This is a genomic window from Kribbella shirazensis (assembly GCF_011761605.1).
GTDB classification, from domain to species: Bacteria; Actinomycetota; Actinomycetes; order Propionibacteriales; family Kribbellaceae; genus Kribbella; species Kribbella shirazensis.
Genome location: NZ_JAASRO010000001.1, coordinates 5,178,975 through 5,203,735 on the forward strand (window position 1 = coordinate 5,178,975; position 24,761 = coordinate 5,203,735).

The window sequence follows — 24,761 nt, forward strand, 5'->3', positions numbered from 1 at the left end:
CGCTAGAGGTGCTCGGGCGGTTCGGGTGGGTCTGGATTCGGCGCCGCAAGGTAGGGGAACGTCGTCGAGGCCGGCCTCGACGCCTGGTCGACCCCGTCACGGATGACAGGGCCGTTTCCGGCGTTGACGAGCTGCGTGAAGATCGTGTCGATCACGTCGTCGTTGAGCGCCCGTCCGCCGCAGGTTTCGTGTGCCTTGCCCCGGAGGGCAGCGAGCTCGATCTCGAGGAAGGAGCCCTGCTCGGCGTACGGCTTGGTGAGGTCGACGACGAGGAAGTCGGCGAGTATCAGCTTTGTCAGGGGGTGGTCGCCGTTTCCGTCCCTGCCCCAGTCCGTCTTGCCGTCGAGACCGTCCCAGAAGTCGAGGTTGGCGTTCAGCCGCGCCCGGTAGGCGCCCCGGTAGGACTCTCCGACACCGAACGCGTCCTCCATGTTGTACAGGTCGCGGATCTCGAGGTCTCGGTTCACCGGGTCGAACTGCTTCGGCGCCAGCATCATGTTCTTCACCTCAGGTCGCCCGACGCGTTCGATCCGAACGTCGAACTTGCCGCGGGTGAGCGTCTCCGCGACGACGCCGACCAGCTCCGCGCCGTCGAGAAGCGCGCAGTCGGCCTCGACGACGAGGCTGAGGACGTTCTTGCCGTCAAGGAAGATCGACCCGGGATCGGTGAACGCCAACTCGCCCGTCGCGATCGTCTTCAACGCCGCGGGGGCGTCCATGATGAACGGATCCCAGCGCGGGCCGGCGAAGACGCGCATTCCGTGCACGGAGCCGCCCTTTTCGTCGTTCACCCGGAACGAGACCGTTTCCCCCGCCGGTGTGGTGCAAGTGCCTTCCTGTACGGCGTCCTGCCTGCCGTCGGTCTGCACAGGAGCGGAGAAGACGCAGTCGAAGACGAACTCCTCAGGGCCGACGGCGAATGGAACCTGATCGCCTCCCGCGGTCGCGGTCAGCGGACGCAGCCGAAAGCGATAGACGAGCCCGTCGGACAGCAGGTCCGAGGGCTTCGCGAAGGGAAGTGTGTTCATCACGAGCACGAGATGTCCCGGCCGCTCTGGGCTCGGAAACGCGTACACATCGGTGATGTCCGCGATCGGCTCGGCCAACGCTCGCGGCCCTGAGATGTGATCCGACATTGGCGTCCTCGTTTCGGCTCCGCTGCTAGGGCTGGTTAGTCGGCAGCCTCGTCCAGCAGCGGCCTCAACGCGGGGTGCTGCAGCGCCTCCGCGGCCTCCGGGTGGTCCAGCACCTGCTGGAAGGCCTCGTTCACGCGCTGAGCTTTCCGGATCTCTTTCACCGTGCCGCCATAGTTCCGTGCGTAGGCACCCGCGGTCTGCTGCGCGCCGAGGATGAACGCCTTGACCGCAGCCAGATCTGGAAGACCCCCGTAGCCCTCCACGTGCTGGAAGATGAGATCGAAGAGCTTCAGCGTCGGCCCAGACGTGAAGAAGTCCTCCATGTAGGCGTCCCAAGGGCCGTCGAAGCTCGTCACGAACGCGAGCCGCGTATCGTCGTCAAAGGGCACGAACCTCGCCTCGTGGATCGTTGCGATCGACATGCCGTGGTCCCCTGGCCGGTACCCGGGTGTCTGCTGCAGCTCGCTAAGAGCGGCGCGCAAGGCCTTGCCCTCGCCCGGCTTGACATGGAAGAACAAGCTGAACTCGCTCGTCGGGCCGGAACTGATGCCCGGGCCAGAGGTTCCTGCCGCAGGTGTCGCCATCATTCCTCCTCTGAGATTCGCGGCGTCCCAGCTCGAGGTCGGCCTGGCGAAGTGCACCGTCTGGAGGCCCGCGAGTGGATTCCGGCCCGCGATTTGCCCCATGCTGGCCCACCCGGTGACCGCCGGGCATCATCCTCCACGGGTGATCTCGGCGGCCGCCCGTGAAAGCTGCCGGCCACACCACCGGCGCGAGAGAGCCACCCCGAGCAGCGACCGCGCCCGGGGACACTGCACCTCCGCGTCGTCGACGCCGCCACCGGCGAACTGCTCCTGAACTCGTCCTCGACCCCACCAAGGACTGCCAATCCAGTGCTGGTGGACAGCCTGGCAAGACGGGACGGATCCGCTGGCGCTGCCGGATGATGAGTGCCGAGGGCAACGATGCCTGAACCATTGCACCGGCTGACACGGGAGCACGACCGCTGGGTAGGCGAGCAGCCTCCGTCGCAGACGAACGGAAACCTCACCCAGAGCGGATGAACCGACCGGTTCTGCGGTGCCGGACGATGGCTGGCAAGGCCCCACGAACGGATGGAGGTTTGCGATGCTGATCGCGCTCCTGGCCGTGCTGGGTGTTGATCTGGTTGTCATTGTCGTGCTCGCCATGGTCTTGCTTGGACGCAGACGTTGGGTGACGCGGCAACCGGGCGCCTTTAGCGGCGCGATTCGGGTCGACAGCGGAGACGTCGGCGGCCTTCGCTCGAAATGGACCCGCGGTTACGGACGCTGGGCCCCGCGACATTCTCGTATGGACGAAGGCGCCGTTCCTGTTCAGAAACGAACTCCTTCCGGCCGACGGCCTGGCTCGGCAACGTTCCGCCCGTCACGACGAGGTCAAGCGGCTCGGTGACCAACCCACCGTCATCCAGTTGAAGATAGGCAGTGCGACGGCCGAAGTCGCCGCGAACGGTGACGACACCGGCCTGCTGCTCGGGCCATATCGATAGGGGGCGGGCTCACCGGTGGGCCCGGCTCCCTCACGACGGTGGGATGCCTTCCTGGGTCGCGCCGCCGGCGCGCCGGCTTCGGCGGGCGAACAGGAGGACGACACCTATCGCGACAGTTGTGACAACGCCGGAGATGATCACCGAGGCGAGCGGGAAGCCTGCCAGAGCCGTGCCGATCAGGAAGGCGAGGCCGCACGTGTAGACCGACCACACGGTTCCGCCGATCGCCGACCACAACACGAAGTGCGCGTACGGGTGGGCGGCGAGCCCAAGAGTCGCGTTGACGACGAACCGCAGACCGGGCAGATAGCGACCGAAGACGAGCAGCATCGCGGTGCTCGAGCCGACGAAGCCCATCCCGGCGGCCACTTTCGGGTGCTTCATCGCGGCATCAATCCGCGGCCGGAGCCTTTCCCTGTTGCGCCGGGCGATCCAGTACAGCGCCGAGTCACCGGCGACGGCTCCGGCCGCCCCCGTGAGCATCACCAGACCCAGACTCAGCACCCCATCCGATGCCAGCGTTGCCGCTGCGTTCAGCGTCGTCTCTCCGGGCAACAGCGCGCACAGAGCATCCCCGAAAATCAGCAGGAAGACAGCCACGTAAGCCCAATCCCCGCTGGCCTGGTCGATCAAGGAGAAGCCGTCGCCCCCGCTCAGGACCTGCAGTACGACGATGACGACCACGATCACGGCCAGCGCGACCACGGCGAGAACGATCCGGCGCCCGAGCCGATGACTGTGCGATCGCGGTTCCTTGGCCATTGCCTACTCCCATCCCACAGCGCTGGGGCCACCTCGAGCCGGCCGCAACCTCCATCGATCATCATGCGGATGCCGCGAGCCCAACTCATCCGCCAGGGATGATGCCCCGCGGCCTGCGATCGCCTGAACGCTGGATGGGTAGCCCGTCGACCGCGTCCACCACGCTGAGTCTGCCTGCCATCGTCAACGCCGGCTTCGGAGCTCACACATCCCACTGACGAGAGCCACTAAAGGTTGCTATAGGCAAATGCCTGCTGCGTCACAGCTCCATGAGAAGCTGACAGACGACGCTCACGGCTGATCACTCGCACGAGACAAAACCGCAGTCCCGCGCGGCAATCGCCCGCGCGATCTCGGGCACGTGCATCAGCTAGGTGCAATTTGGGGCAGCGTGGTACCGCGGGACTGGTGTTCTTGGCACGGAGGCGCCATATTGCGTCGGCGGAGCGATCGCCTCGGGCCCGAACTGGCTGAGCATCTCGTAGGCGACGCCTAGCTGGGCACGGGCTTCGGTCCGGCGGTTCTCCCGACGCAGCCACTCGCCTGCTCGGCCGGCCAGGCCGTCGACTCGAACCAGCCCGAGCATGTGTTCGCGGGTGCTGGAGGAGCACGAGGCGCCTACCCACGTCGGTACGCCGTTGGGGTGGTTCGGGTCAGTCGCTTGAACGCGGTGGCGAAGTACTGCGTGCTGGCGAAGCCGAGGGAGTGCGCGATCTCGGTGACCGGCAGATCGGTCTCGCCGAGCAAGGTGCGGGCGTGCTCGATCTTGCTGCGGAGTATGAACTCGCCCGGCGGCAAGCCGAGCTCTTGGCGGAACTGTGCGTGCAGGCGGGCCGGTGACAGGCCGACGGCGCGGCTGAGCATCGGCACGGTGATCGTCTCGCCGAGATGTTCTGCGACGTACTGCCTACTCCGCTCTACCACCGCCGACACCGGCCGCGCCTGGTCGGCGGCGCTCGCCGTTACTGTCCGGACCAGGAACTGCGCGAGGGACATCGCCGCCTGGAGCCGGGCGAGCTCGCTCGCCTGGCCGCTGAGCTGCGCGATCGCGTCGTCCAACAGGAACCCTGACTCGGGGTGTGCTCGGAACTGCCGGGTCGGGATGCCCAGGAGCGCCTGGGTCAGCTGTCGTCGGCGGGTGCTGTCCAAGTAGAGCAGCGGCGAGTCATGGACGCGGACGATCAGCCAGTACAGCACGCCCTTGTCCTCGGGCTCGCCGGCGCTGTCGTGCTGCTCGTCCGGGAGGGTGACGAACTGGTCGCCGCCGCTGAGCTGATAGACCCGGTCGCCCAGCCGGTAGCGCTGCCGTCCCCGGGCCAGGAAGCAGACCTCGACGCAGCCGGGGTGGGAGTGCGCGCCGAGTATGTCGTGCGCGTACGAGTAACGATAGCGGCCGAGGGTGACGACTCCGGGCAGGCCGGGATCCTGCAGCTCGAGTCGGTCGGCCATGTTCGATTTTCTCTCGCGTTCGATTCCGGACGCAAGCAGCCGGAGCCTTCCCTAGCGTCGTGGTCATGCTGACAACAGACGATGTGGTCCGGTACCACGACCAGGGTTTCCTCGCGCTCGAGTCCTTCATCTCCGCCGAGGAGGTCGAGCGGATGCGTACGATCTATGACCGTCTCTTCGCCGAGCGGGCCGGACGCTCGGCCGGCGATCAGTTCGACCTGGCCGGCGCGGACGACGAGGAGAGCGAGGCCAACCTCCCGCAGATCCTCAACCCGTCGCGGTACGCGCCGGAGCTCCTGCGCAGCGAGACGCTCGACCGCGCGAAGGATGTGCTGGCCGAGCTGCTCGGTCCGGAGGCGACGTTCGGCGGCGACCATGCGATCAACAAGCCGCCCCGCAACGGGGTCGAGACGCCCTGGCACCAGGACGAGGCGTACTGGAACCCGGCGGTCAGCTATCAGGCGCTGAGCATCTGGATTCCGTTGCAGGAGGCAACGGTTGACAACGGGTGCATGCATTTCGTTCCCGGCTCGCACCGCGGCGAGGTGGCCCCGCACCGGCCGATCGGCGGCGACCCCAGGGTGCACGGCCTCGAAGTGGAGCCCGGATCGGTCGATGTCTCCACCGCCGTGGCGTGCCCGATCCCGGCCGGCGGGGCGACGATCCACGCCAGCCGCACCTTGCACTACACGTCCCCGAACCGGTCCGCCGACCACCGGCGGGCGTACATCATCAGCGGCGGAACCCCGGAGGAGCAGGCCGCCGCGCCCCGCGACTTCCCGTGGCAGGCCGCCCGGCGCACCGCACGCGAAGAGCGAGCCAACGCCGCCCGCCCCACGGCCGGCTGACCGCCAGCGGCCCCGCGCCGGGCATCATTTGTGCCTCGCAGCGAGCTGTACCCACTAATCGGCTCTCACGCGTCTGGTGTCGTAGGCCCACATCGCGATCTCGACGCGGTTGCGGACGCCGAGTTTGGTCATCAACGAGGCTACGTGGGTCTTGACCGTACTCAGGCCGACGAAGAGCTCGGTGGCGATCTCGGCGTTGGTCCGGCCCCGTGCCACCAGCGCGAGCACCTCCTCCTCGCGCTCGGTGAGCGGGTCGATGGGCTGGACCGGTACCACCGGCGCCTGGTCGGCGAAGGTCGCCAGCAGCCGGCGGGTGACGTTGGGCGCGATCAGCGCGTCCCCGTTGGCCGCCGCGTGTATGGCCTGCACGAGTAGCTCCGGCCCGGCGTCTTTGAGCAGGAAGCCTCGGGCGCCGGCGCGTAGGGCGCCGAGGACGTATTCATCGAGGTCGAAGGTTGTGATCACGACGACCGCCATCGGGTCGGCAACGCCCTCCCCGGCCAGGCGCCGGGTCACTTCGATGCCGTCGAGCCCGGGCATCCGGATGTCGACGAGGAGGACATCGGGACGCAGCCGGGTCGCCAGGTCGAGCGCGTCGAGCCCGTCTGCTGCCTCTCCCACGACCTCGAGGCCGGGTTGCGCGCCGAGGATCATCACCAGCCCGGTCCGGACCAGGTCCTGGTCGTCGGCTACGACGACACGGATGCTCATGCCAGCGCCTCCACCGGCAACACGGCCTCGACCACCCAGCCACCGTCGGGCCCCGGCCCCGCGGAGAGCGATCCGCCGAGGAGCTGGGCGCGTTCGGCCATGCCCTGCAGGCCGAACCCAGGCTCCGGGGCCGGCCCCGGCTCGGTCTGTCCGTCGTCGCTGACACGCAGCCTGACGGCGTCGCCCTCCCGGCGTACGTCGATCCCGACGCGGGTCGCGCTCCGGGCGTGCCGTACGGCGTTGGTCAGCGACTCCTGCGCGAGCCGGTAGAGCGCGGCGTCCACGGGTCGTGCCAGCCGGGTCAACGAACCGTCCAGCGAGACCTCGACGGTGGGCGTCGCGTCGGCGCGCGCCAGAGCAGGCAGGTCCGCGACACCCGGCTGCGGTGAGTAGGCGACGACTTCCTCGTCACGCAGTACTCGCACCATGGATCTCATCTCCGCCAGGGTTCGGGACGCTTCAGACTCGATCGCGGCCAGGACCTCGGCAGCCTTCTCAGGCTGGATGCCGGCGACCACGCGACCGGCCTGCGCCTGCACCGCGATGGCCGAGACGTGGTGGGCCACGGTGTCGTGCAGCTCGCGAGCCAGCGCCACCCGCTCCTGATTGCGGATCTCGCGCTGTTGGCGCTGCCAGAGGTCCGCGCGGTAGCGGAACACCGCTGCGAGGGCGACGAACAACAGCAAGAGGACGCTCCCGCCGAAAACGTCGGCCCAGCCCGCGGAGGAGGCGTAGGTGCCCAGCGCGACGACGACTGTCACGAACGCCGTCCCCAAGACCATCTCGCGTCCCGAGCCCCACCGCACCAGGGAATAGAGCAGGATCAGGACGGCCATCATGGAGTAGAGGCCGAGGTCCCCGGCATGCGCAGTCAGCTGGAAGACCGAGAGCAGCCCGGCGACGCCCCACCCGACCAGGGCGGCCATGAGGGGGCGGCGCCGCCGCCAGAGCAGGGCAGGTATCAGCGCCAGGGCGAGCACCGTCACAAGGGGTCGCCAGGCCAAGCCCGGCCGAACGATGCCCTCGACCAAGGCGGCGGCGGCGAACACGCCCACCAGCAGCCAGTCGAAACGACCGATGGGTGGGGCGTCAGCAGGCCGCGGCTCATGCCAGATGGAGCGCCGGACAGTGTCCACGGCTCCAGCCTAGAGATCGGCGGCCCTCGGCGTACCCACCGAAAGAACTAGAGAGACACCATGCCATCGGCCAGCGACCTCCAGCCTCCGGGCCGATGTGCCCGCCGCAGGGCTCAGCGATCGTGGACGTACCGATCCTCACCACACAGGGAGCCCACGATGAGAACACGTCAACCCACCACAACACTGGAAGACCAGCCGATCCCGGTGAGAGCCAAGCTCGCCGCAGCGTGGACAAGCTTCATGTTCCTGTACGCCTACGTGGACATCCTCAACTTCTTCACGCCCGGCGTCGTCGAAGACATCCTCGACGGCAGGGTCTTCGAGTTCGACCTCTCCCAGACCTTTTCGACCACGGCGCTGACCCTTGTGGCCATCCCGATCCTCATGGTCGTGCTGTCGATGACGCTGCCCGCCAGAGTGAACCGCATTGCGAACCTCATCGTGGCCTCGCTCTACGTCCCCGTCACGGCATTCAACGCGGTGGGCGAGTCCTGGCTGTACTTCTACGGCCTTGGCATCGCCCTGGAAGTGATCCTTCTCGCTCTCATCCTGCGGTACGCATGGACCTGGCCCCGCACCGCACCGTCGGCGACCAGCCCGGACCGTGGAACCGTTCGCGCCCAGCAGCAAGCGTGAACCCAAGCGCAGTCCCCGTCCTGTTCGGAGGCGTGGCTCAGCGTTGCCAGATGTGGACGATGCGCTGCGCCGCGGACGACGCGCCGGGCTGTGGCAGGCGACGTCGCATGAGGATCTGCGGCTACTTCGGTAACGGGAACAGCGCCAGATCGGTGCCGTGCATGCCCCAGGTCGCCTTGGCGTTGTGGGTGAAGTTGAACATCGGGTCGTTGTACCACCCGCGCGGCACGCTGTCGTGGACCGTGGAGACCGCGCCGCCCGGTGTGGTCGGCAGCTCGGAGATGTCGTCGGTCCAGTGCACCCAGGAGAAGACCCGGCCGTCGACGCCGTTCAGCTGGCCGTATCCGCCGAGCTCGCCTTCCTGCACGATCGTGCGGGTGCTGAGGTCGTAGGCGAGCCAGGCGCCGCGTGGGCGCCGCGCTACGGCGTACAGCAGGTTGCCGGTGACGTACACGCTCTCGTACGACGCCCAGTTCGGTTTGAGCTCGGCCCGCCAGATCAGTTCGCGGGTGACGATGTCGACGGCAGCCACCTGGGCCGTCGGTCGCAGTGGGCCGGTGGTGCCCTCGCCGTAGGTGTCGCCGACGAGGTACGCCGTGGTGCCCGACACCGCGATGTCCATCACGCTCTGTTCGGGTAGGTACTCCCGATGGACGTCGAACGTGTTGGTTGCGAGGTCGACGAATGTCAGGGCACCGGTGTGCTTGGTGGTTGCGGGGCTCGATGCCACCAGCAGCTGGTTTCGTTCGCGGTCGGCGTGGATCCGCTTGGTGCGTAGCTGTTCGTTGGCCAGCAGCCCGAGGACGGAGATCCGGTGACCGAGCGGATCGATGGCCACGATCTGCGTGCTTGGGTACAGCCCGGCGTAGACCGTGCCACGGGCGCCTTCGGCCAGCGCCTTCGGCTCGCCGTTGATGTCGAAGCGGACGGAGCTCCCGCGATCGGGTTGGTGGACGGTCATCGCGTAGTGGCCCGCCACCCACACTTCGCCCCTGCTGTGCAAGAGCATCGACTGGACGATCTCGGGGTAGCCGAAGCCGCGGGTGGCGGTCTGCCACACGTCGGTCGTCCCGCCTGGGGCCATCCGCCAGACATGACCGAGTCCGCTGACACCGAGCAGACTGCCGTCGGGAAGTGGAGCGAGCAGCTGATTCTCGACGTCCTTGATCGGTTGGCCGACCTTGGTCAGGCCGGTGGGGGTGACCTCGTACACGTTGGTGGTGAGTCGCGCCAGTGCGTACACCCTCCCATCGGCGCCGACCGTCAGCTGGTCGACGTACCGGTCCTCCTCGGGGATGTCCCGGGAGACCCGCCCGGATCCGTCGATGCCGCAGGAGATCACCTGCCGGCCATTGGCGACGTAGATCGTCTTGTCCTTGACTGCGAGGTCGAGGATGCCGACCGGTGACGAGCTCAGGTACGGCGTCAGGTCGGTCGGGGTCCCGCCGGCCTTCGGCCACACGAGCAGCGTGCCCGGTGCGGCCGAGCCGGCGTATACGTACTGGTCGTCGACCGCGACGGCGGTCGCGTACTTCGAGGTGGAGATCCGGCCGTAGGTTTCGATCGTCCCGTCGGAGACACGGATCCGCTTGACCGTGCAGTCGGGGTAGGTGCCGACGTAGAGATGGTCGCCCTCGACGACCATGTCGTAGTACCAGGTGGTGCTGGCACCCGCCTCGGCCCAGGCGACGAGGTCCTTGGTCCGCGGGTCGAACCGCCAGATGTGGCCGCTCCCGGCGGGGCCGATGTAGACGTACTGGCCGTCTGTGGCGAGTTTCTGACCACCTGAGCTGGGGATCGCAAGATCGTCGACCGAGCGGGCCTCGCCGGTGGTGACATCGAACTCCGCCAGGCGGAGCTTGAGCTCAGGGGTGTTGAAGCGGGACGAGATGAACACGCTCTGCCCGATCACCGTTGCGCCGCGGACCGCCGAGGTCAGCGAAGCCGGGCCGTAGCCGACCGGGGCTTGATCCGCTCCCGCCGCAAGCGCTGGCGCGCTCTGAAAGGCGGCCGCGCCGCCCACCGCCATCGTCGCCAGTCCGGCTCTCACAAGGAACGATCTACGCGTCAGTGGCATGGGCCAACTCCTCGATCGACGAACCGCACAACGGCCGAACCGTCATCGGATTACGGTCAGGACCATAATTGCCGGTCCGAGCGTCGTCAAGGGCATCTGAGGCTGGCCCCAGGCGTCTGGTCACCAGCCTGACTGTTGGCTGCGGCAACGAGTTGGGCAGGCTTGGAACGGCCGGCCCCAGAACGGCGCGGCTGCGCTCGCGATCGGTGTTCGGGTTGTGGGTAGCAGCGTGGTGGTTGCTTATCGGCTGACAGGAACCGGAAATGTCAGCGCTGGGTGAGCGACTGGGGGAAGTCCGTGATGATGCCGTCGACGCCGAGTTCGTCCATTCGGCGCATCGTGCCCGGTTCGTTGACGGTCCAGACGTTGATGTCCATGCCGAGCTGGTGAACCCGATTGACCAGTGCCGCGTCGGTGACGGTCCACTGCGGGTTGACCTGGTCGGCCCAGGTGCTCAGCGCCACGAGTTCGGCCTCGGTCGGGCGGTCGGCGTCGAGGAGGCCGATCGGGATCTTGGGCATCCGCTGGTTGAACGCCTTCGCGTCGTCCACCTCGAACGATTGCACCGCCAGCGCTTGGTCGGCGAGCGCCTCGTCGACGTACTTCGCGTGTGCGTTCAGCTCGTCGGCGAAGTCGTCCACCAGGCCCTCGTAGTGGCTGCACGGGCTGATCTCGGCGAGCAGCCCGGTCTTGCCGTCGACCAGGCCGATGACGGTGCTGACGGAGATGATCTGCTCGCCTGCGAACTTGTCGTGGAACCAGGACCCGGCGTCGAGCGTCCGCAGTTCCGCCCAGGTGAAGTCCGACACTCGGTACGACGCCCGGCCGGGGAAGCGCTCCTCGACGTCGGTCGTGCGCTGCAGCGTGCAGTCGTGGAAGTTCACCAACTTGCCGTCCTTTGTCCGCTGGACGTCGATCTCGACGAAGTCGGCGCGCTGCTTGATCGCGGCTTTGACGGCTGCGGCGGTGTTCTCCGGTGCGACGCCGGACGAGCCGCGGTGGGCAATCACGTCGACATCGTCTGTGGTGGCGGCCGCGGTCGAGACACCCAGCGGCAGGGCGAGCAGAAGAGCGGCGGCGATGCGTGCGGTTCGCATGCGGTAGGTCTCCATTCGGCGGTCAGGATCTGAGCCTGATCAGTCCTACCCCATCGACATGCTGATTCAACCCGCGACGGGTTGCCGCCAGGAGAACACTCGTCACGCCCCTGTTCAGCCACGACCCGATGCTCCGAGATCGCGTTCGCGGCTCCGATCTCGCGGATGGTTCCCGAAACTTCCATCCCCGGCACGAAAGGTCCTCCACTGGTGCGGCCGGCACCGCCGCGCGTCGCGGTGAACCACCATTGGACTGCCTATTGGTGTTGGCTGAGGTGGGGAACCGGCTGGGCTCGACGATCAGCACCTGGATGCCGAAGGCTTGACCTCGCCGGCGAGGCTTCGGACCAGCCTTCGAGGGCGAACCCGCCCGCTGAGTAGCTGCTGACGGCGGGGAACGACATCCGCCCGCCCCGGCTGCTCATCTGGACGATCGCGCCCGAGCGGTGGGCGCGCAGATGGGGGAGCGTTGCCCGGACGTGGGCGGCGGGGCCGAACAGGTGCTGGTCGAGCATGTCGCGCAGGTCGGCGTCGCTGCCGCCTTCCGCGGCGCCGACCTGTCCGGCGCCGGCGTTGCCGACCAGTACGTCGACCCGCCCGAAGGTGTCGAGTGCGCGTTGTACGACAGCGACGCCCGTGGAGGTGTTCCGTACGTCGTGCTCGAGCGCGAGGAGCTGGTCGCCGTACCGGCCCTTGAGCGCGTCGAACTTCAGGATCCGGCGCCCGGCACCAACCACTAGTTCTCCGGCGCCCAGTGCGGCGTCGGCCAGCGCCAGTCCAGGTCTGCAAGTGAGTTACAACCACGAGACCAGATCGAATGAACCCGCCATAAGCCCCGCTCTGCGTGACTTCAACGTTCGTGTCCGAGGACGAACACGCACCTTAACCACACGGTTGGAGCTCGACCCCGATCCGCCAGTCCCAGCGCCGTAGCGGGTGAATTCGGTCGAGATTGGGCATGAGTTGACGCTCGGTGATCACGGTCCGTTTCAGTGCGGACGTTCCGGCTTCTGGGTTCGCGCGCGTCGTCATCGCTGATCTCTCTCGCGATGAGTACGCTGCGTGGAGAGGTGTGGCTCTCGAAGGGCGCGCAGGTCGCCGGGATCCGCACTTGGTTCACCGACCAGCATTGCCCTTGACCCTTCGTGCCGCTCGGACCAGAGGTTCTCGCCGCTGATGAGACCGTGTGCCACCGCGCGAAGTCTGCGCTGATCCCAGCCCGCGGCGTTCATCTTGCTCAGATGGTCGCCGGGGCGACAACGAAAGTCACCTCGCCGACTTGCTGCCCAACAGACATCTTGGTCCATATCCAGTGACTGCTCGCTGCCAGCACTCTGGTTCGACATGTCCGCGAGATGCACTGGCGTTGCCGACATCAGCGTCGGCCCCGAAGCCCTGAGATCAGCCCCCGAACACCTTCTCGAACCAGTTCTTCTTCTGCGGGAGAAGGCCGAGGTCGATCAGGCTCTCTCGCTGCTTGTTGGACAGCACCTTGTGGTGCTTCTCGACCGCTGCGGTGAACTCAGCGCGAAGAATGATCACGTGGCCGTGAGCGGGACCGCCCGCCCAGATGATGAGCTTGACCGCAGACTTGAGATCCCCTGCAGTGTCTCTGGCGAGGAGGTCCGTCGCCAGTTCGCTGGCGACCTTCTTGAGTTCGCTCGACGGCTGAGCCGTGTCCACCAGCCGCTGAATATGAGCGGCCCGATCCGGCTCCCGCGTCGCGCTGCTGATCGCGGACCGCGCGTGCTCGATGACACTCGCGTCGACGCCATGCGCTCCGATCGCCTTCAGGATGCCGTCAGACTTCCCCGCGTCCGCTCCCTGGATCCAGAGCCCACTCCGCTCGGCGGTGGTGAGCGCGGCGGCGTACGACGTCATCGCCGCGGGTGTGAACCGGCCGGCGGCGAGCAACTCGCCCACTTCACCGACCGGCGGCGCCAACCGCAACCAACTGTCCGCGATCTTGGTGGTCAGCTCATCGGCAGGAACGGCCTGGACCTCGGCCACCGGCGGCGCGGCACCACCGAACCGGCCCCGAACAGCGAGCTTGAGCCGAAGAACGGCCGTCTCTTCGTCATCGCTGAGGGTGTACTCGTCGAGAACACTCGACAGCGACGAGATCACGTCGACCGGCAGCTTCTCGCTGAGCCCGAGCCACTTGGTGATGGTGTCCTCGGACAGCGCAATCGACTTCAGCGCCTTCCGCAAATCGTCGACCAGCATCGAGATCAGCTGATCATCAGAACCGAGCGACGACAGTCGGACAGTTGTGTCGAACAGGACTTCCTTCCGAGGCCAGCGCAGTACGCGCTCGGCCTCGTCATCCGTCTTCCACTGCACCGCGGACAAGGCGTCGCGGACGGCCGTCGACAGAACTTCCTTGTCCACGGTCGCCAACGCCCGCACCTTCGCGATCACATCCGGCAGCCGGGACCGAAGATCGTCGTCAGCAACGGTCGCCAACGCGGGAACGAGCTTCTCAACGAGCATCTCCGCCGCGAGCGCCGCCGTCTCCGAAGTTCGATCAGGAGCTTCGTCCGGCAGCAGCCCGGCCCAGGTGGTCCACGCCGAGGTCGGGTAGTCCCGGATGCCGGCCAACGCGTGCCAGGCGCGCAGATCCGCCGACTCCATCGTGCCGATCAAGCGGTCTGCGTTGCCGACCGCCCACGTTCGGAGCGCCGCGCAAGCTGCCGTTGACTGCAATTCCTCGACAACGGCCGACACCATCCACTCGCCGTCGGCCCGCGGACCGACGGCTTCGATCAGCGCGTTGACGCGTTCGACCCCGAGCCCGGTAGGTACAGCATCCGCGGCCGCCGGAGCCGTCCCAGCGGCCGCGGTCGCCGCGGCTGGTGCCGGGTCGGGTTCAGGCATCTCGAGGTCGTTGAGGACCTCGAGAACCTTGGCCTTCACGGAGTTCCACAGACCGTAAGCATCGTCCACCGACACGTGATGCAGCGCCGTCAGCAAGGGCTGCGGGACGGCCTTGAAATGCTCCACGAGCAACTGCATGACGGCCTGACCGGTCGTCTCGTCCACGTGCGGCATCAGCCGGGCGAGCCGGTCCAGAACGTCCTCGTCGAGTCGGTTCTCACGCAGCTTGCCCAGCAGTTGTTTCGCCACCTCGCCCGCCTCCAGCCAGCACGCGACCATCAGCGCTCCCGGCAACGACTGCTGCGTGAGCGAACCCGCCTTCGCGGCCGCGATCAGGGGCGCGCCAGCTTCCCTCGCCACCACTTCCTGGTGCTCAGCATCGACCCGCTCGATCAACCTGCAGGCCGCCTCATACGCGAACGCCTGTCCCGGCCCGACAGCGCCTTCCCCCTCGACGACCAGCAGTGGGATGCCCACGGCCAGCGTCGCCGAGTCCGCGGCGCTGAACGCGGCGAGGATCTCGTCCGGAGCCGTGTCCGTCGCGTAGTCGATCACGTCCCCGAGGTGCGGATCGGACAGCTGTTCGCGCCCGGCCGCACCTTGGAGGTACATCAGATCCGGGCGCGGATCGTCGATGTTCACCGCGGCGATCTTCGCCAGGTACGACGCGAGCTGGTGGCGGAGCGTGTCCTCCGCGTGCTCGGCCTTGTCAGCGGCGTTGGCGGACTCATCGCGCAGCAACTCACCCGCCGGCGACTCTCCGTCGTCACCCTCGTCCTCGTCGTCGATCACCTCGAACCGCCGTACGGCCTCGATGGTCCGCGGCGCGGTCGGCTTCTCCTCACCCCGCAGGTACCACAGGAGTCTTGGGACGCGGCGCATCTCCTCCGCGACCGCCGGGAACTCGGTCTGCAGGACGGTCAGCACCGCGAGCTCTTCAGCCCGCTCCAGCCACGCGATCCCGCGCGCCTGCGCGATCCGGACCGTCGTCGCGTAGTTGTTGAGCAGGATCTTCACCCGCCGCGGGCTACGCACATGCACCGGGACGAGCGCAAAGATGGTGCGGTCGTACGTCTGGTTCCCGGCCGCCCGTAGATCCTCCCAGACACCGCCCTGCGTGCCGGCCAACTCGCGGGCGAACTGAGTCAGCGCCCGCGGCCGCAACGGGGGCAGCGCGATTTGGTGCTGGAAGATCTTGTCGAGGAACGCGCCCGGGGTGGCGTAGTACGGTTCCAACTCCCGGACGGGCTTCGCTTGCGGAACATTCAGCAGAGCGCGCTCCAGTACCTCGCGGTCTGCTGCCACCACGAAGGCGCAGCGGTCCTCGTCGAGGAAGGTTTTCAGGTCGACCAGGGTGGCGACGACGTCGTCGGGCGAGCACCGGTCCAGCTCGTCGATGAAGACGACCAGGCGGTCTGGTTTTCCTTTCAAGGCCTTGTCCACCAACTTCCGGAACCTACTGGCGAACTGATCGGCGCCGACCGGCGCCGGGGTGATCTTGGTGGTTACGGCACCTTCGAACGCCTTCGGTCCGACCAGGACCGCGACCAGTGCCAACCCGAAGACCGTGCCCGCCTGCGGGATCAACGCCTCCGCAGTCGCGTTGAAACCGCGGTCCGTGAACAGCTTCGTCGCACCCGCCTGAACCAGGATCCACAGTGCCGCCACAACGGCAGCCAGCCCGATGCCAGCGAGAAGCGAGCGCCAATTCTCCCTGGCCCAGGCGGAGATACTCAGCTTCGTCTTCGTCTGGTCCTGGTGGAGTCCGTCGACGAAGTCGGCGTCGGTGAGTCCCAGGCTGTCCGACAACGAGTCGATGAAGTTGCGCTTGAGCTCCTGGCCGCCGTACTTCCAGGCGTCGTAGCGGGCCACTCGGACTTTCGCCCCCGCCGCGGCCTCGAGGTGGCTAGTGATCATCGAGTAGATGCTCGACTTCCCCGAACCCCACGGCCCGAACAGCGCGATGTTCACCGGCGCCTCTGCCTTGAGCGCGATCTCGGCCACGGCCTTCGCGATCGCCTCGTGGTCGAGCAGGTCGGTGTAGTCCGCGCCGAGACGGTTGTCGGGGATCAAATCTTCCCGCCGTACAACCTCCGCCGGTGGAGCACCTGGCTTCTTAAACATGTCCGCCCCTTTGTTCCTTGGACGGACAGTAGACGGCGGGACCGACAATTCGCTCGAGGCGGAGTTCGAAACGCCGGTCCCGCCGCGGTCAGGCGCTAGCTCTGGATGTCGGCTGAGTCGAGAGCGACGTTGTGGTCCGCGCTAGCCGGGTTCTTGTCCAGCTGCGGGACCAGTACAACGCGGCTGCGGCGGAGAGGCAGGTGGCCGAGAAGGCGCTGGCTTCGTTGCCAACTCAGGTGACCATCACCAGGGCTCAGCTTGCGGAGTGGATCGATGAGCTGGGTGACATCGGAGCGGCCTTGAATGCGGCGAATCCGGAGGAGCTGAACGAGCTGTATGGCTCGCTGCGGCTTTCGCTGAAGTATCACCACGCCGACCAGACGGTTGACGTGGAGGTCGACCCGATGGGGGACCGTGTGGATAAGGTCTGTGTCCGAGGGGGGACTTGAACCCCCACGCCCTAAAACGGGCACTAGCACCTCAAGCTAGCGCGTCTGCCTATTCCGCCACCCGGACGAGTGGTCCGCACCGGCTCTGCGGTGCTGACCGGAGAACAGTAGCAAACTCCAGGGGTGGAATTCACATCGGGCGGGTGGGGGTGTCTGATGGGGGCGAGGGAAGGGTGGGTGGGGACGGTGGAGATCGATCTCGCGGCCGTGGAGGCGGAGCGTGAACGGGTCAGGGCGGCGTACCTGAGGGGTGGGCGTACGTCGTCTGCGCGTGGGCTGCATCACACTGCGTTACTGTGTTCGGATGTCGAGCGGACGGTGCGGTTCTACCAGGACGTGCTCGGGTTTCCGTTGACCGAGATGGTGGGCAACCGGGACTACGAGGGGTCGACGCACTTCTTCTTCGACATCGGGAACGGGAACCTGCTCGCCTTCTTCGACTTCCCAGGGCTCGATCTCGGGCCGTACGCCGAGGTGCTCGGCGGGCTGCACCACCTGGCGATCTCGGTCGCGCCGGACAGGTGGGAGGAGCTCAAGCGGAGCCTGACCGAGAACGGCGTCGAGTTCCAGGAGGAGAGCGGTACGTCGATCTACTTCCACGACCCCGACGGCGCCCGGATCGAACTGATCGCCGACCCGCTGGGCGAGATGTACGGCCTCAAGGTCCTCTGACCGACCCGCGCGCCAACCGCGCCACCTGACGCGCCCGCCGCAACGGCTCCGGCGTACGACGGCCGGCGAGGCTTGACGAGACCACGCGGACCGCGGCCGGCAGGCCGGTCCGCCATCCCGGGTGGACGACGAGCGGCCGCGTTCCCGCTCGGGTGCGCAGCCACGTCGCAACCTGCTCGTCACCGTCGGCCAGCGGCGCGATCGCGCCCGGTACGTCGGCTGGCCATTCGCCGGCCGCGATCAGCGGCCGGTGTGTCACGCCGACACTGGGCAGATCCAGTACGGCGCCCAGCTGCACCGCCAGCCCGGCTCGTCGCGGATGATCACGCCCGGTGGCGTCCAGCAGTAGGACGTCGGGTCCGGGAGTGAGGCGCCGTACGACGTCCTCGAGCAACGGGCCGATCCGAAGTGCCAGCAGGCCGGGAACGTACGACGCGGACGCCGCGCCCGCAATCGCCGAGCGGCCGGCGACGCGGGGGCCGTCCATCACCACGGCGGCGGCCCACGCCGGATCACCTGCCTCACCAGGACCGGTCAGGCCGCGCGGGAAGCAGACCCAGACTCCGCCGATGAGAATGTGGTGCGGGGGAGTCCACGGCGGTGGCGAGGCCGTGGCGAGCTCGTTCTGCGCCGCCTCCAGTTCAGCGGGCGTGGTCGGCCAGTGCACGGTCGAACCAGTCGCGGGCAAGGTCGGCGACTCGCTCCAGCGTTCCCGGCTCGGCGAACAGATGCGTCGCCCCAGGCACGATCTCGAGGCGGTTCTCGCACCGCAGGCTCTGCTGTGCCTCACGGTTGAAACCCAGTACGTCGGGATCGCGCTCGCCGACGATCAGCAGGGTCGGCGCCCTCACGGACGCCAGCCGCGGTCCGGCGAGGTCGATCCGCCCACCCCGTGAGACCACGGCACCGACGTCGGCTCCGGCCGCGGACCACAGTGCGGCCGCTCCGCCGGTGCTCGCGCCGAAGTACCCGACCGGAAGCCTGTCGACGGTGCCCAGGCCGGCAGCCCAGGACCGGGTCGCCGTCAGTCGCTCGGCCAGAAGTTCGATGTCGAAGACGTTCCGCCGGTCAGCGGCCTCCTCGGAGGACAGCAGGTCGAAGAGCAGGGTTGCGAGACCAGCGTGGTTGAGGACACGGGCGACGTACTGGTTCCGCGGGCTCTGCCGGCTGCTGTCGCTCCCGTGAGCGAAAATCACCAGCCCGGAGGCGCCGGCCGGAACGGTCAGGTCACCCGGCAGCCGGATGCCGGGCAGCTCGACGCCGACTTGGTCGCTCACGACGGCCGCGATCCGTCGTACGGGTGCTCGACCAGGGCGACGACGCGGGCCGTCAGGAACCTGGCGGTGCGGACGGGCGTGCCGGAGCGGGTCACCTCGGTCACCTCGGTGAGGTTGCGGGAGGAACTGATCTCGACCCGCCGACCGGCCTTGGTGGCCGTGACCTCGTACGTCGCCACGCTGTTGCCCGTGTCGACCACGATCTCCACCCGGTCACCCTTCACAGTGTTCAGTTACCCGGTCGGCCCCAGGTCATTCGGAATGCGGCAGGATGGGCGCATGACGACCTCCAGCGACCGACCGTCGTACGCCGCCGATGCCGAGGTGGTGGAGCTCTGCAGTGAGCTGATCCGGATCGACACCACGAACTACGGGAACGGCAAGAGCAACGGTGAGCGGGGCGCGGCGGAGTACGTCGCGGCGAAGCTCGACGAGGTCGGCATCGAGTCCACGATCTACGAGTCGGAGCCGGGGCGGGCGACGCTGGTCGCGCACTGGGACGGCGAGGACCAGAGTGCGGACCCGCTGCTCGTGCACGGGCACCTGGACGTGGTGCCGGCCGACCCGAAGGACTGGAAGGTCGACCCGTTCGCGGGCGAGATCTTCGACGGCTGCGTGTGGGGCCGCGGCGCGGTCGACATGAAGGACTTCGACGCGATGGTGCTGTCGGTGGTCCGCGCGCGGCAGCGGGCCGGCGTGAAGCCGCGGCGTCCGGTCCGGCTGGTGTTCACCGCCGACGAGGAGGCCGGCGGCGTGTACGGCGCCCAGTGGCTGATCAACAACCACCCGGAGACGGTCGCCGACTGCACCGAGGGCATCGGTGAGGTCGGCGGATTCTCGATCACGGTCAAGGACGACCTGCGGCTGTACCTGATCGAGACCGCCGAGAAGGGCATGAACTGGATGCGCCTCAAGGCCCGCGGTACGGCGGGCCACGGGTCGATGGTGAACACCGACAACGCGGTCACCAACCTGGTCGAGGCGGTCACCCGGATCGGCTCGCACGAGTGGCCGCTGCGGGTCACGCCGACGGTCCGCGAGTTCCTGAAGACGCTCGAGGACGTGCTCGAGGTGGAGCTCGACCCGGAGGACATGACGACGACGCTGGCGAAGCTCGGCAGCTTCAGCCGGATGTTCGGCGCGACGATCCGCAACACCGCGAACCCGACGATGCTGAACGCCGGCTACAAGGTGAACGTGATCCCCGGCGACGCCGAGGCGCATATCGACGGGCGGTTCCTGCCCGGGTACGAGGACGAGTTCTACGCGACCATCGACGAGCTGCTCGGCGACAAGGTGCAGCGCGAGACCGTGGTCACCGACATCGCGCTCGAGACCGAGTTCTCCGGCGGCCTGGTGGACGCGATGAAGGCGTGCGTGCAGGCCGAGGACGCGCAGAGCCGGTTCGCGCCGCTGCTGATGTCCGGCGGTACGGACGCCAAGTCCTGGAGCCGGCTCGGCGTGCGCTGCTTCGGGTTCGTACCGCTGCAGCTGCCGCCGGACCTGGACTTCATGGGCATGTTCCACGGCATCGACGAGCGGGTGCCGACGTCGGCGCTGGAGTTCGGCTCGCGGGTCCTCGACCGGTTCCTCGATCAGGCCTGAGAGAGCTCAGCCTCGCAGGTGGCTCGGCCGGTGCGTGACCTGTTCGATGTCCTCCGCCGCCGCGAGCACGAGCTGGTGGGACAGCTCGGACAGCGCCCGGGCCGCGGCCAGTTCGTCGCCGATCTGCGGCACCTCCTGGTCGTTCGGATGCCGGTACGCCGTACCTCGCGCCGAGATCTGCTCGTCCGCGTGGGTCCGCAGCCGTGCCTCGGCCCTGGTCGTTCGCTCGTCGTTCTCCTCGTCGATCACGATGTCGACCACCCATCGGCGCATCGTTGACATCGCACTCACCTTCGTCCACAGAGTTCCTACTCCGAGCGTCGTCCTTCGTCGCCCCGAGCGCCAGATCGGAGCACGATTTCCGGTCGATTGAGCAGGCCCGAGTGCAGGAAGTCCGCCGCGTGCTCGATGTGCTGCAGGTCGAAGCGCCGTCCGTGGCGTGCGGTGACGGCGGCGGCCGCGTCGAGCAGATGCTGGTCGGCGGAGAGGGCGTTCGCGGCGGTGTTGTGTACGACGACGCGCAGCCGGTTCACGCCCCGTCGGGCGGCGTCGGTGAGGTCGACTCGGTACGGCGGCGCCCAGAGCGAACCGCAGTGGGTGTCGTTCAGCCAGATGTCCGCGGCGACGCCGACCGGCGGGGTGATGAGAGCGCGGTAGGAGTTGGCCGGGACGTACGGCTCGCTGTCGGGTGCGACGGGCCGGCCGGGGCCGAAGTCCAGGAAGACTCGGTCGGTGGTGTCGGGGAGTTCGAACTCGGTCGAGTAGGTCGCGGACCCGGAGTACGTCGCCAGCTCCGGGTCGTCCTCCCAGCGGTGCGGAAGGCTGACCCGCCGAATGTCGTCGCCAAAGGCAACCAACCAGTCGCTCACGACCGATCCGACCGGTTGGTAGACCGGCTGGGGCGTCTCGGGCTCGGCGGTGGGCAGTAGGACGGCGGACTCGTAGGGGTGCAGGGTCAGGGTGCGGGTGACCGTCACCTCGTCGGAGAGTGCGCTCCAGCGTTCCATCGGTTCGTCGAGGGTCAGCGTGCGGGGCGCCGCGCCGGTGTTCGCGATGAAGTAGAAGTCGCCGTCGTCGAGTCGCCGGTGCACCACTCCGACGTCCTCCGGCGGGGCGATCGGTGCCGCGGGCAGGTGGTCGGCCAGCGTCGAGACATCGGTGACCACCGTCCCGCCGGCGGCAACCACCGCGTCCAGCCAGCGCCGGGTCTCCGGCGGCGTGGTCGTTCCCTCCGGTACGACGACCAGCGGGACATCGGCCGGGTCCACCACCGCGAGCGCGTCGTCGTCGATCAGGTCGAAGTCGAGCCCGGCCTCGCGGATCGGGCGCGGGACGCTGTCCGGGATGAGCCGGCGGACGACCCGGTACAGGTTCAGCGGCTCGGCGTGGTTCGCGGCGGCGTACGCGTCGGAGGCCGGGATGTAGATCTTGACCGGGCGGACCGGCGTACCTTGCTGGAGGAGCCACGAGAGCCGGTGGAGCGACCCGAAGAGAGCCGTTGCCGTCGGCCACCAGGGGTTGCGGTCGTCCAGTGCGCCCGCGGCGTAGAAGATCCACCCGAGGCCGGGACCGTCGGACGGCGAGTACGGCCAGCCGTGGCCGATCAACTGGTTGACGCCGGACAGGAAGTGTTCGTGCGCCTCGCCCTGCAGATCGAGCGGCGTCGCGCGGAACGACGGGGAGTGCACCCACGTCCAGACCTCCGCCGACACCACTGAACGTCCGTACAGCTGGGCGGCCGACGACGCCCACCGGGTCTCCGGGAGCCGCGTCCATCCCCAGCCCTCGCCCTCGAACATGTCGGCGAACCGGTAGCTGCTCATCGTCGCGGGCGGCTCGCCGTAGCTCTGGATCCGGAACGGCACCCCATGCCCGGCCGCCCAGCCCCGGAAGACCTTCAGAAAGTTGTCCTCGTACAGCTCCGACAGCGTCCGCCCGAAGTCGATCCGCAACTGCCGCGACCCATCGGTGTCCACCAGCAGCTCGTAGAGCCGCGGCCGCAGATCGTACCCGCGACACTGCATGAACTCCTCGAACATCCCGGGCGTCCAGTCGCCGCCGTACACCTCGAGGCTGTCGCAGAACACAGACCCGAGCAGCTCCGGCGTCGCCGCCTTCACCAACGGCTCCGCCACGCACTGGATGTGCTCCGCCGCGGCAGCCGCCGAGTAGTGGTCGAGCGTCAGCCCTTCGGCGCCGACAGCCGCCCGCTTCACGTTCTGCCCGGTCACCCGCGACGTGGCGATCAGCACCTCACGCGGCTGTCCACCGGCCGGGACATGGATTGTCCCGTCGCTGACCGGCACCTCGACGTACGACGACGGCGCGCCGGCCGACCCGTCACCGACGTACGCCGCCACGAACTCGTCGCCGGGCCAGGCCGCCACGATCGGTACGTCGTACGCCGTCGCGCCGATCTCGCGCCGGTCCCAGTGCAACTGCCGCGCGGCCAGCGCGGGGCCGATGTGCGGACCGCCGTACGACCATCCGCTCCCGAGCGTCACGTCGAACCGCAGCCCGAGCGCCCGCGCCTTCCGTGCCGCGTGACCGACCAGGTCGAGGAACTCCGCGGAGCCGAACGGAGCGGTCACCGGCCCCATCGGGTACACGAACGCGACCTCGGCGCCGCCGAGTCCCGCCGCGGCCATGGCGTCCAGCTCGCGGTCGATCTCGTCTCGCTCGATGGATGGCCCGAACCACCACCAGCGCATCATCGGCCGCCCCTCGGGCGGCGGGTTCCGGAACTGTCGTCGTACGTCGTCGACGGTCGCCATGCCCTTCACTCCATAGCGACGGACGACCCCGGGTCAACGCCGGTGACCACTACCGGTCAGATCGTCCTGTGCAGTGGTGGCGCCCGACGTGAGCAGGTACTGGCCGACCGCGTACGTCGACATGGTCAGCGCGCCCCGCCCGGGGAAGTCGCGGCCGGCCATCCGGAGCGCGATCAGCGCATCCGAGACGAGAAACAGTGCGCCGCCGACGCCGCTGCGGCGGTTGTGCCAGCGGGACGCCACAGCGGTTGCCGTCAGCAACAAGGCGTAGACCGCGACCGGCACGCGCTGGTTACCGAGACCGGGGGAGAGGACCGCGATGAGAGCAGACCACAGCGCCGCGTACGCCGCGAGGACCCGCCACGACCGCTGCGCCGGATCGGCCAGGAACACCGCGAGATAGCACGCGTGCGCTGCCGCGAAGGCCGCCATACCTGCCAGTTGCAGATCGGTCTCGAGCAACAGGTCGCCGGCCGCCGACGCCAGCAACGCCGCTTGAACCAGTGGCGGCGCGTCCTGGGTCCGCGACCACTGCCACAGCAACGGCATCAATGTCACCTTGCTGGCCTGCTTCAGGATCTTGGCGTCGATCACGATCGCCGCGACCTGCACCACGGTCGCACCCCAGAACCCCGCCAGCACCCGGCGCCCCCGCAGCATCCGCCCCAGACTCATACGCCCGAGTCTGCCCGACGAGGCCGCCCGACTCACCGCTGTTCACGACAAGTTCAATGTGGCGCGCAGGTGGGGGAGGTGGGCGATGAGGGGCTTGGGCGGGGTGGGGGTGGTGACGACGGAGAGCGTCAGGCGGTAGTGGAAGGGGGCGGGGGTGAGGTGTTCGCCGGAGCGGAGTTCGGTGGCCAGGGCGCTGCGGGGGACGAGGGCGAGGTGGGCGCTGCGGCGGGCCATGGCGATCGTCGTGCTGAGGGTGACGCCTCGACGGGGGATCGCGCCCTGGGCGGCCAGGTGGGTGTGGATGTCCTCGATGCCGCGGTCGTACGTCGAGTAGGCGACCGGGCGGTCCTTCAGGGGCCGGCGGCCGCGGCCTGGCGGGCGGGCGCCGGGTGGGACGAACAGCACGAGTTCGTCGCGGCCGACGCGGCGGGCGACGGTGCCGCGGGGCAGTGTCATCTGGTCGGCGATCGCGATGAAGGCGGCGTCCATGGTGCCCTCCGCGACGCGTTCGACGAGGAAGTGGCCGTGGTCGACCTGCTGCTGGATCTCCAGGTCGGGGAGGTCCGCGTCGAGAACCGGGAACAGGATCGGCGCCAGGCTCGCGAACGTCCCGATCACGAGCCGCTGCGTGACGGCAGCCGCGCGGGTGGCGTCGTACACCTCCTCGAGGTGACCGAGGATGTGGTCCGCGCGACGGCTGAGCTCCGCGCCGGCGGGCGTGGGGCGCGCGCCGCGGGTGTCGCGTTCGAAGAGTTTGGTGCCGCAGAGCCGCTCGAGTCGGGCGAGGCGCTGGGACGCGGACGGCTGGGAGATGCGCAGTTCTCGGGCCGCGGTACCGACCGCGCCGGTGCGCGTGACCGCCTGGACCAGCCGCAGGTCCTCGACCGATGGTAATGAGGCCATAGGCCCAGCCTATGGCACG

Annotated in this window: 22 protein-coding genes and 1 tRNA gene; 5 read left to right on the forward strand and 18 right to left on the reverse strand. The window is 68.3% G+C overall.

The window, feature by feature from the left end:
- Positions 1 to 2: 2 nt before the first annotated feature.
- The 4 genes from BJY22_RS25045 to BJY22_RS25060 form a co-directional block, all read right to left on the reverse strand.
- Positions 3 to 1,136, reverse strand: coding sequence for a DUF4331 family protein (locus BJY22_RS25045; protein WP_167210844.1), 1,134 nt, complete (start codon positions 1,134 to 1,136; stop codon positions 3 to 5).
- A 35-nt stretch (positions 1,137 to 1,171) separates the two neighbouring features.
- Positions 1,172 to 1,720, reverse strand: a complete 549-nt coding sequence (locus BJY22_RS25050) for a hypothetical protein (RefSeq protein ID WP_167210846.1) — start codon at positions 1,718 to 1,720, stop codon at positions 1,172 to 1,174.
- Positions 1,721 to 2,697: 977 nt separating this feature from the next.
- The gene (locus BJY22_RS25055) at positions 2,698 to 3,429 is read right to left on the reverse strand and encodes a DedA family protein (protein ID WP_167210848.1); all 732 of its coding nucleotides are present in this window, start codon (positions 3,427 to 3,429) and stop codon (positions 2,698 to 2,700) included.
- Between the two features lie 618 nt (positions 3,430 to 4,047).
- Entirely contained in the window at positions 4,048 to 4,878 is an 831-nt protein-coding gene (locus BJY22_RS25060; RefSeq protein ID WP_167210851.1) for a helix-turn-helix transcriptional regulator, read from the reverse strand.
- A gap of 65 nt (positions 4,879 to 4,943) precedes the next feature.
- Between BJY22_RS25060 and BJY22_RS25065 the strand changes: the two genes are divergently transcribed.
- Positions 4,944 to 5,726, forward strand: a complete 783-nt coding sequence (locus BJY22_RS25065) for a phytanoyl-CoA dioxygenase family protein (RefSeq protein ID WP_167210854.1) — start codon at positions 4,944 to 4,946, stop codon at positions 5,724 to 5,726.
- Between the two features lie 54 nt (positions 5,727 to 5,780).
- On the opposite strand, the gene BJY22_RS25070 is transcribed toward BJY22_RS25065, so the two are convergent.
- Positions 5,781 to 6,437, reverse strand: coding sequence for a response regulator (locus tag BJY22_RS25070; RefSeq protein ID WP_167210857.1), 657 nt, complete (start codon positions 6,435 to 6,437; stop codon positions 5,781 to 5,783).
- Complete coding sequence (locus BJY22_RS25075; protein ID WP_167210860.1) at positions 6,434 to 7,573, reverse strand: histidine kinase; 1,140 nt, start codon at positions 7,571 to 7,573, stop codon at positions 6,434 to 6,436. Before BJY22_RS25075 ends, BJY22_RS25070 begins: the two co-directional genes overlap by 4 nt.
- Positions 7,574 to 7,732: 159 nt before the next feature.
- On the opposite strand from BJY22_RS25075, the gene BJY22_RS25080 reads away from it, so the two are divergent.
- Positions 7,733 to 8,212 (forward strand): DUF6326 family protein, encoded by a 480-nt coding sequence (locus BJY22_RS25080; protein WP_167210862.1) that lies wholly within the window; start codon positions 7,733 to 7,735, stop codon positions 8,210 to 8,212.
- 121 nt (positions 8,213 to 8,333) lie between these two features.
- Here BJY22_RS25080 and BJY22_RS25085 read toward each other — a convergent pair whose 3' ends face one another.
- The 4 genes from BJY22_RS25085 to BJY22_RS25100 form a co-directional block, all read right to left on the reverse strand.
- Positions 8,334 to 10,289 (reverse strand): LVIVD repeat-containing protein, encoded by a 1,956-nt coding sequence (locus BJY22_RS25085; protein ID WP_167210866.1) that lies wholly within the window; start codon positions 10,287 to 10,289, stop codon positions 8,334 to 8,336.
- A 266-nt stretch (positions 10,290 to 10,555) separates the two neighbouring features.
- The gene (locus BJY22_RS25090) at positions 10,556 to 11,386 is read right to left on the reverse strand and encodes a glycerophosphodiester phosphodiesterase (protein WP_238350453.1); all 831 of its coding nucleotides are present in this window, start codon (positions 11,384 to 11,386) and stop codon (positions 10,556 to 10,558) included.
- 257 nt (positions 11,387 to 11,643) lie between these two features.
- Positions 11,644 to 12,123 carry an SDR family NAD(P)-dependent oxidoreductase gene (locus BJY22_RS25095; protein ID WP_337758989.1) on the reverse strand — a complete coding sequence of 160 codons (480 nt, stop codon included), beginning with the start codon at positions 12,121 to 12,123 and terminating at the stop codon, positions 11,644 to 11,646.
- 664 nt (positions 12,124 to 12,787) lie between these two features.
- Positions 12,788 to 16,435 carry a KAP family P-loop NTPase fold protein gene (locus BJY22_RS25100; protein WP_167210873.1) on the reverse strand — a complete coding sequence of 1,216 codons (3,648 nt, stop codon included), beginning with the start codon at positions 16,433 to 16,435 and terminating at the stop codon, positions 12,788 to 12,790.
- A 152-nt stretch (positions 16,436 to 16,587) separates the two neighbouring features.
- On the opposite strand from BJY22_RS25100, the gene BJY22_RS25105 reads away from it, so the two are divergent.
- On the forward strand, positions 16,588 to 16,836 hold the full coding sequence (locus BJY22_RS25105; protein WP_167210876.1) for a hypothetical protein: 249 nt from the start codon (positions 16,588 to 16,590) through the stop codon (positions 16,834 to 16,836).
- Here BJY22_RS25105 and BJY22_RS25110 read toward each other — a convergent pair.
- A tRNA-Leu gene (locus BJY22_RS25110) sits at positions 16,818 to 16,903 on the reverse strand. The genes BJY22_RS25105 and BJY22_RS25110 overlap by 19 nt on opposite strands.
- Positions 16,904 to 17,022: 119 nt before the next feature.
- Here BJY22_RS25110 and BJY22_RS25115 point away from each other — a divergent pair.
- Complete coding sequence (locus BJY22_RS25115) at positions 17,023 to 17,508, forward strand: VOC family protein (protein WP_337758992.1); 486 nt, start codon at positions 17,023 to 17,025, stop codon at positions 17,506 to 17,508.
- Here the strand turns inward: BJY22_RS25115 and BJY22_RS25120 are convergent.
- From BJY22_RS25120 to BJY22_RS25130, 3 genes are read right to left on the reverse strand one after another with little or no spacing between them, the layout of a single operon-like run.
- The gene (locus BJY22_RS25120) at positions 17,495 to 18,175 is read right to left on the reverse strand and encodes an endonuclease V (RefSeq protein ID WP_167210883.1); all 681 of its coding nucleotides are present in this window, start codon (positions 18,173 to 18,175) and stop codon (positions 17,495 to 17,497) included. The genes BJY22_RS25115 and BJY22_RS25120 overlap by 14 nt on opposite strands.
- Positions 18,150 to 18,785: a dienelactone hydrolase family protein gene (locus BJY22_RS25125; RefSeq protein ID WP_337758994.1), complete on the reverse strand. Its 636-nt coding sequence runs from the start codon at positions 18,783 to 18,785 to the stop codon at positions 18,150 to 18,152. The genes BJY22_RS25120 and BJY22_RS25125 overlap by 26 nt, the downstream gene beginning before the upstream one ends.
- Positions 18,782 to 18,994 (reverse strand): hypothetical protein, encoded by a 213-nt coding sequence (locus tag BJY22_RS25130; protein WP_337758995.1) that lies wholly within the window; start codon positions 18,992 to 18,994, stop codon positions 18,782 to 18,784. The genes BJY22_RS25125 and BJY22_RS25130 overlap by 4 nt, the downstream gene beginning before the upstream one ends.
- 70 nt (positions 18,995 to 19,064) lie before the next feature.
- Between BJY22_RS25130 and BJY22_RS25135 the strand changes: the two genes are divergently transcribed.
- Positions 19,065 to 20,390, forward strand: coding sequence for a M20/M25/M40 family metallo-hydrolase (locus BJY22_RS25135; RefSeq protein ID WP_167210887.1), 1,326 nt, complete (start codon positions 19,065 to 19,067; stop codon positions 20,388 to 20,390).
- A gap of 6 nt (positions 20,391 to 20,396) precedes the next feature.
- Here the strand turns inward: BJY22_RS25135 and BJY22_RS25140 are convergent, their stop codons facing one another.
- The 4 genes from BJY22_RS25140 to BJY22_RS25155 are packed head-to-tail and all read right to left on the reverse strand — an operon-like array spanning position 20,397 to position 24,742.
- Complete coding sequence (locus tag BJY22_RS25140; protein WP_238350454.1) at positions 20,397 to 20,672, reverse strand: DUF1876 domain-containing protein; 276 nt, start codon at positions 20,670 to 20,672, stop codon at positions 20,397 to 20,399.
- Positions 20,673 to 20,698: 26 nt separating this feature from the next.
- Positions 20,699 to 23,164, reverse strand: coding sequence for a glycosyl hydrolase (locus BJY22_RS25145; RefSeq protein ID WP_167210891.1), 2,466 nt, complete (start codon positions 23,162 to 23,164; stop codon positions 20,699 to 20,701).
- A gap of 33 nt (positions 23,165 to 23,197) precedes the next feature.
- Entirely contained in the window at positions 23,198 to 23,839 is a 642-nt protein-coding gene (locus tag BJY22_RS25150; protein WP_167210894.1) for a lysoplasmalogenase, read from the reverse strand.
- 42 nt (positions 23,840 to 23,881) lie between these two features.
- A complete protein-coding gene (locus BJY22_RS25155) occupies positions 23,882 to 24,742 on the reverse strand; it encodes a LysR family transcriptional regulator (RefSeq protein ID WP_167210897.1) in 861 nt (286 codons plus the stop codon).
- Positions 24,743 to 24,761 lie beyond the last annotated feature (19 nt).

What these genes read in the sequence shown, in the direction of transcription:
- BJY22_RS25045 (WP_167210844.1), bottom strand. Translation starts at nt 1,136, where the DNA reads ATGTCGGATCACATCTCAGGGCCGCGAGCGTTGGCCGAGCCGATCGCG.
- BJY22_RS25050 (WP_167210846.1), bottom strand. Translation starts at nt 1,720, where the DNA reads ATGGCGACACCTGCGGCAGGAACCTCTGGCCCGGGCATCAGTTCCGGC.
- BJY22_RS25055 (WP_167210848.1), bottom strand. Translation starts at nt 3,429, where the DNA reads ATGGCCAAGGAACCGCGATCGCACAGTCATCGGCTCGGGCGCCGGATC.
- BJY22_RS25060 (WP_167210851.1), bottom strand. Translation starts at nt 4,878, where the DNA reads ATGGCCGACCGACTCGAGCTGCAGGATCCCGGCCTGCCCGGAGTCGTC.
- BJY22_RS25065 (WP_167210854.1), top strand. Translation starts at nt 4,944, where the DNA reads ATGCTGACAACAGACGATGTGGTCCGGTACCACGACCAGGGTTTCCTC.
- BJY22_RS25070 (WP_167210857.1), bottom strand. Translation starts at nt 6,437, where the DNA reads ATGAGCATCCGTGTCGTCGTAGCCGACGACCAGGACCTGGTCCGGACC.
- BJY22_RS25080 (WP_167210862.1), top strand. Translation starts at nt 7,733, where the DNA reads ATGAGAACACGTCAACCCACCACAACACTGGAAGACCAGCCGATCCCG.
- BJY22_RS25085 (WP_167210866.1), bottom strand. Translation starts at nt 10,289, where the DNA reads ATGCCACTGACGCGTAGATCGTTCCTTGTGAGAGCCGGACTGGCGACG.
- BJY22_RS25090 (WP_238350453.1), bottom strand. Translation starts at nt 11,386, where the DNA reads ATGCGAACCGCACGCATCGCCGCCGCTCTTCTGCTCGCCCTGCCGCTG.
- BJY22_RS25135 (WP_167210887.1), top strand. Translation starts at nt 19,065, where the DNA reads ATGACGACCTCCAGCGACCGACCGTCGTACGCCGCCGATGCCGAGGTG.
- BJY22_RS25140 (WP_238350454.1), bottom strand. Translation starts at nt 20,672, where the DNA reads ATGTCAACGATGCGCCGATGGGTGGTCGACATCGTGATCGACGAGGAG.
- BJY22_RS25145 (WP_167210891.1), bottom strand. Translation starts at nt 23,164, where the DNA reads ATGGCGACCGTCGACGACGTACGACGACAGTTCCGGAACCCGCCGCCC.
- BJY22_RS25150 (WP_167210894.1), bottom strand. Translation starts at nt 23,839, where the DNA reads ATGAGTCTGGGGCGGATGCTGCGGGGGCGCCGGGTGCTGGCGGGGTTC.
- BJY22_RS25155 (WP_167210897.1), bottom strand. Translation starts at nt 24,742, where the DNA reads ATGGCCTCATTACCATCGGTCGAGGACCTGCGGCTGGTCCAGGCGGTC.